The organism is Alcaligenes sp. MMA (assembly GCF_020907215.1).
Classification (GTDB): Bacteria; Pseudomonadota; Gammaproteobacteria; order Burkholderiales; family Burkholderiaceae_B; genus Alcaligenes; species Alcaligenes aquatilis.
Map to the genome: position 1 here is coordinate 1 of NZ_JAJJPP010000005.1, position 5,989 is coordinate 5,989.

The 5,989-nt window shown below is 51.3% G+C and carries 2 tRNA genes and 3 rRNA genes; all 5 read right to left on the reverse strand.

The features are described 5' to 3' along the window. Positions 1–60 precede the first annotated feature (60 nt). A 5S ribosomal RNA gene (rrf, locus tag LNA76_RS17900) occupies positions 61–173 on the reverse strand. A 180-nt stretch (positions 174–353) separates the two neighbouring features. Then, positions 354–3,238, reverse strand: a 23S ribosomal RNA gene (locus LNA76_RS17905). 375 nt (positions 3,239–3,613) lie between these two features. Beyond that, a tRNA-Ala gene (locus LNA76_RS17910) sits at positions 3,614–3,689 on the reverse strand. 11 nt (positions 3,690–3,700) lie between these two features. Continuing rightward, positions 3,701–3,777, reverse strand: a tRNA-Ile gene (locus LNA76_RS17915). 93 nt (positions 3,778–3,870) lie between these two features. Further along, positions 3,871–5,409 (reverse strand): 16S ribosomal RNA (locus LNA76_RS17920). Together the 16S, 23S and 5S rRNA genes with 2 tRNA genes alongside form the textbook arrangement of a ribosomal RNA operon. Positions 5,410–5,989: the final 580 nt, after the last annotated feature.

A 5,989-nucleotide genomic window follows, 5' to 3' on the forward strand; every position in this document is an offset into this window, starting at 1 on the left:
GGCGCGCATAAAAAACAAAACCCCCGCAAGGGATACTTGCGGGGGTTTTGAGCAATAAGAGCTTGACGATGACCTACTTTCACAGACGTCCGTCCACTATCATCGGCGCAAAGGCGTTTCACAATCCTGTTCGGGATGGGAAGGTGTGGGACCACCTTGCTATGGTCGTCAAGCGTAACTGGTTGCCAGGCCGTCTTTACAAGGACGTCCCAGCCAATTGGAAGAAGCACACTGCCAGCGATCAGTACGGATCAGCTAGCAGCGGTTACGAAGGTGTCGAGCGCGGGTTGCGCTGCACTTCAATATTACGTTCTGTGGTCAACAACTTAACTCACTACAACCTCAAGGGTTATAGGATCAAGCCACACGGGCAATTAGTACTGGTTAGCTACATGCATTACTGCACTTCCACACCCAGCCTATCAACGTCCTGGTCTCGGACGACCCTACAGGGAGGTCAAGCCTCCGGGATATCTAATCTTCAGACGAGTTTCCCGCTTAGATGCCTTCAGCGGTTATCTCTTCCGTACGTAGCTACTCGGCAATGCCATTGGCATGACAACCGATACACCAGTGGTACGTCCACTCCGGTCCTCTCGTACTAGGAGCAGGCTCCGTCAAATATCCAACGCCCACGGCAGATAGGGACCAAACTGTCTCACGACGTTTTAAACCCAGCTCACGTACCTCTTTAAATGGCGAACAGCCATACCCTTGGGACCGGCTACAGCCCCAGGATGAGATGAGCCGACATCGAGGTGCCAAACACCGCCGTCGATATGAACTCTTGGGCGGTATCAGCCTGTTATCCCCAGAGTACCTTTTATCCGTTGAGCGATGGCCCTTCCATACAGAACCACCGGATCACTATGTCCTACTTTCGTACCTGTTCGACTTGTCAGTCTCACAGTCAAGCACGCTTATGCCATTGCACTATCAAGACGATTTCCGACCGTCTCTAGCGTACCTTCGAACTCCTCCGTTACACTTTAGGAGGAGACCGCCCCAGTCAAACTGCCCACCATGCACGGTCCCCGATCCCGATAAGGGACCTAGGTTAGAACCGCAAACAGACCAGGGTGGTATTTCAAGGATGACTCCACGCGATCTGGCGACCACGCTTCAACGTCTCCCACCTATCCTACACAGGCCGGTTCACAATCCAATGCAAAGCTACAGTAAAGGTTCATGGGGTCTTTCCGTCTAGCCGCGGGGAGATTGCATCATCACAACCATGTCAACTTCGCTGAGTCTCAGGAGGAGACAGTGTGGCCATCGTTACGCCATTCGTGCAGGTCGGAACTTACCCGACAAGGAATTTCGCTACCTTAGGACCGTTATAGTTACGGCCGCCGTTTACCGGGGCTTCGATCAAGAGCTTGCACCCCATCACTTAACCTTCCGGCACCGGGCAGGCGTCACACCCTATACGTCCACTTTCGTGTTTGCAGAGTGCTGTGTTTTTAGTAAACAGTCGCAGCCACCGATTCACTGCGGCCTCTTCATGCTTTGTGCGCAGGCACATCACACTAATGAGGCATACCTTCTCCCGAAGTTACGGTATTAATTTGCCGAGTTCCTTCTCCTGAGTTCTCTCAAGCGCCTTGGAATATTCATCCCGTCCACCTGTGTCGGTTTGCGGTACGGTCTCGTAGAGCTGAAGCTTAGAGGCTTTTCTTGGAACTGCTTCCAGTTAGTTTAGAGCCGAAGCTCTATTCAGTCACACCCTTGAATTACGCACCCGGATTTGCCTAAGTGCCTTCTATGATGCGCCAACGGGGACATCCAACACCCCGATAACATTCTGCAATCCGTCCCCCCATCGCACTCTACGACGGTGCGGGAATATTAACCCGCTTCCCATCAGCTACGCATCTCTGCCTCGCCTTAGGGGCCGACTCACCCTGCGCCGATGAACGTTGCGCAGGAAACCTTGGACTTACGGCGAGGGGGCTTTTCACCCCCTTTATCGCTACTCATGTCAGCATTCTCACTTCCGATACCTCCAGCATTCCTCACGGAACACCTTCACAGGCTTACGGAACGCTCTCCTACCATGTGTACTAAAAGTACACATCCGCAGCTTCGGTCTATGGCTTAGCCCCGTTACATCTTCCGCGCAGGACGACTCGATCAGTGAGCTATTACGCTTTCTTTAAAGGATGGCTGCTTCTAAGCCAACCTCCTGACTGTCTATGCCTTCCCACTTCGTTTCCCACTTAGCCATAGTTAGGGACCTTAGCTGGCGGTCTGGGTTGTTTCCCTCTTGAGTCCGGACGTTAGCACCCGGTGCTCTGTCTCCCGTACTGTACTTGCCGGTATTCGGAGTTTGCCATGGTTTGGTAAGTCGCTGTGACCCCCTAGCCATAACAGTGCTCTACCCCCGGCAGTAATATACGAGGCACTACCTAAATAGTTTTCGGAGAGAACCAGCTATCTCCAGGCTTGTTTAGCCTTTCACTCCGATCCACAGCTCATCCCCTAATTTTTCAACATTAGTGGGTTCGGTCCTCCAGCACGTGTTACCGTGCCTTCAACCTGGCCATGGATAGATCGCCTGGTTTCGGGTCTACACCCAGCGACTGAATCGCCCTATTCGGACTCGCTTTCGCTACGCCTCCCCTATTCGGTTAAGCTTGCCACTGAATGTAAGTCGCTGACCCATTATACAAAAGGTACGCAGTCACACCACGAAGGTGCTCCTACTGTTTGTATGCATACGATTTCAGGATCTATTTCACTCCCCTTCCGGGGTTCTTTTCGCCTTTCCCTCACGGTACTGGTTCACTATCGGTCGATCACGAGTATTTAGCCTTGGAGGATGGTCCCCCCATATTCAGACAGGATTTCACGTGTCCCGCCCTACTTGTTCGATGCTTAGTTCCACGTACTGAATTTCGCCTACAGGGCTATCACCTGCTACGGCTGGACTTTCCATTCCATTCGACTATTCACTACGCTAAAACATCCAGGCTGGTCCGGTTTCGCTCGCCACTACTTCCGGAATCTCGGTTGATTTCTTTTCCTCGAGTTACTGAGATGGTTCAGTTCACTCGGTTCGCCTCCACATGCCTATGTATTCAGCATGGGATACCGTATTACTACGGTGGGTTTCCCCATTCGGACATCTACGGATCAAAGCTTGTTTGCCAGCTCCCCGTAGCTTTTCGCAGGCTACCGCGTCCTTCATCGCCTGTGATCGCCAAGGCATCCATCATATGCACTTATTCGCTTGATCCTATAACGCTTGGTGCTGTTATAGGAATATGAGTATACGTTGTTGCCGTTCATCAATCCTTAGCTGTTATCCAATCCGAAGACTGAACAACGTCTATATTTTTGAGAACTTTCGTTGAACATAATTTGTTCTGTTGCAATCACAACCCGTGTATTGTCATCACAAGGCGACTAATCGCTTTGCGTTTATTAGACAACACACCTTCGTTGTGCTTCTTCCTAATTGTTAAAGAGCAATTCGTGGGTTGTATAACCCAACGAGCAGTATTCTTGTAAAAGAACACTCTTCGTTGAATCTAACGCCAGGCCAACCGTTGTTGTCCTGTGCCCTATACTCTGTCATGAACCTTGCTGTATCTACCAACCACAAAAGCGGTGGTGGAGGATGACGGGATCGAACCGACGACCCCCTGCTTGCAAAGCAGGTGCTCTCCCAGCTGAGCTAATCCCCCGAGGTAATCGTTGGTGGGTCAAGTTGGAATCGAACCAACGACCCCCGCCTTATCAAGACGGTGCTCTAACCGACTGAGCTACTGACCCATCTATCACCAGTGGGCGATACCTTCAATGGTCATGACATTAACTAACAGCCAATAAGTGTGGACGCTTTCGCTTTGCGAGCCATTCGCTCTAAAAGGAGGTGATCCAGCCGCACCTTCCGATACGGCTACCTTGTTACGACTTCACCCCAGTCATGAATCCCACCGTGGTAAGCGCCCTCCTTACGGTTAGGCTACCTACTTCTGGTGAAACCCACTCCCATGGTGTGACGGGCGGTGTGTACAAGACCCGGGAACGTATTCACCGCGACATTCTGATCCGCGATTACTAGCGATTCCGACTTCACGCAGTCGAGTTGCAGACTGCGATCCGGACTACGATCGGGTTTCTGAGATTGGCTCCCCCTCGCGGGTTGGCGACCCTCTGTCCCGACCATTGTATGACGTGTGAAGCCCTACCCATAAGGGCCATGAGGACTTGACGTCATCCCCACCTTCCTCCGGTTTGTCACCGGCAGTCTCATTAGAGTGCTCTTGCGTAGCAACTAATGACAAGGGTTGCGCTCGTTGCGGGACTTAACCCAACATCTCACGACACGAGCTGACGACAGCCATGCAGCACCTGTGTTCCGGTTCTCTTGCGAGCACTGCCAAATCTCTTCGGCATTCCAGACATGTCAAGGGTAGGTAAGGTTTTTCGCGTTGCATCGAATTAATCCACATCATCCACCGCTTGTGCGGGTCCCCGTCAATTCCTTTGAGTTTTAATCTTGCGACCGTACTCCCCAGGCGGTCAACTTCACGCGTTAGCTGCGCTACTAAGGCCTAACGGCCCCAACAGCTAGTTGACATCGTTTAGGGCGTGGACTACCAGGGTATCTAATCCTGTTTGCTCCCCACGCTTTCGTGTCTGAGCGTCAGTATTATCCCAGGGGGCTGCCTTCGCCATCGGTATTCCTCCACATATCTACGCATTTCACTGCTACACGTGGAATTCTACCCCCCTCTGACATACTCTAGCTCGGCAGTTAAAAATGCAGTTCCAAGGTTGAGCCCTGGGATTTCACATCTTTCTTTCCGAACCGCCTACACACGCTTTACGCCCAGTAATTCCGATTAACGCTTGCACCCTACGTATTACCGCGGCTGCTGGCACGTAGTTAGCCGGTGCTTATTCTGCAGATACCGTCAGCAGTATCTCGTATTAGGAGATACCTTTTCTTCTCTGCCAAAAGTACTTTACAACCCGAAGGCCTTCATCATACACGCGGGATGGCTGGATCAGGGTTTCCCCCATTGTCCAAAATTCCCCACTGCTGCCTCCCGTAGGAGTCTGGGCCGTGTCTCAGTCCCAGTGTGGCTGGTCGTCCTCTCAAACCAGCTACGGATCGTTGCCTTGGTGAGCCTTTACCCCACCAACTAGCTAATCCGATATCGGCCGCTCCAATAGTGAGAGGTTCCGAAGAATCCCCCCCTTTCCCCCGTAGGGCGTATGCGGTATTAGCCACTCTTTCGAGTAGTTATCCCCCGCTACTGGGCACGTTCCGATATATTACTCACCCGTCCGCCACTCGCCACCAAGAGAGCAAGCTCTCTCGTGCTGCCGTTCGACTTGCATGTGTAAAGCATCCCGCTAGCGTTCAATCTGAGCCAGGATCAAACTCTTCAGTTTAATCTCTGTGGTTGTCCCGTCTTGCGACGAGACCGATTGTGTCTCAAAGAAAAATTCAGAGTTACACAAGGTAATTCTTCATCTTTCGTTTGTGAGCACTTGATACAAACTTGTGGCGATCCCCGAAGGGTTCGACTCGCTCATTCCAAGCGCCCACACTTATCGGCTGTTAATTGTTAAAGAGCAGTGACAGTTGCCTGTCGTTCTACTGACTAACCCGGCTGGCTCGTCGCGTTTAGCGCTTCGTGCCTTGCTGTGTTAGCAGCAGAGAAACGAGATTATGAAGCAGATCAGGCGGCGTGTCAAGCGTTTTTTTGAAGAAGCTAGAAAGTTTTAAAACCGTCTAACTCGTCCCGCTTAAACCAGAACTTTCGTTCCGTCCTACCTGGCGAACAATCAGCCATAAGGCCAACCATTCAACTTCACAAACAAGGGTAAATTTTCAAAACCGTTTCAACTTTCAAAACAGCTAAAAACTTAACGTTGCGTTCTCTGGAGCAGAACCTAGAACTTTAACACAGAATTTTCTGATTTGTCAAGCTCCGGGTTTTACACCGTGTCAGTTACCTGACCAGTCATT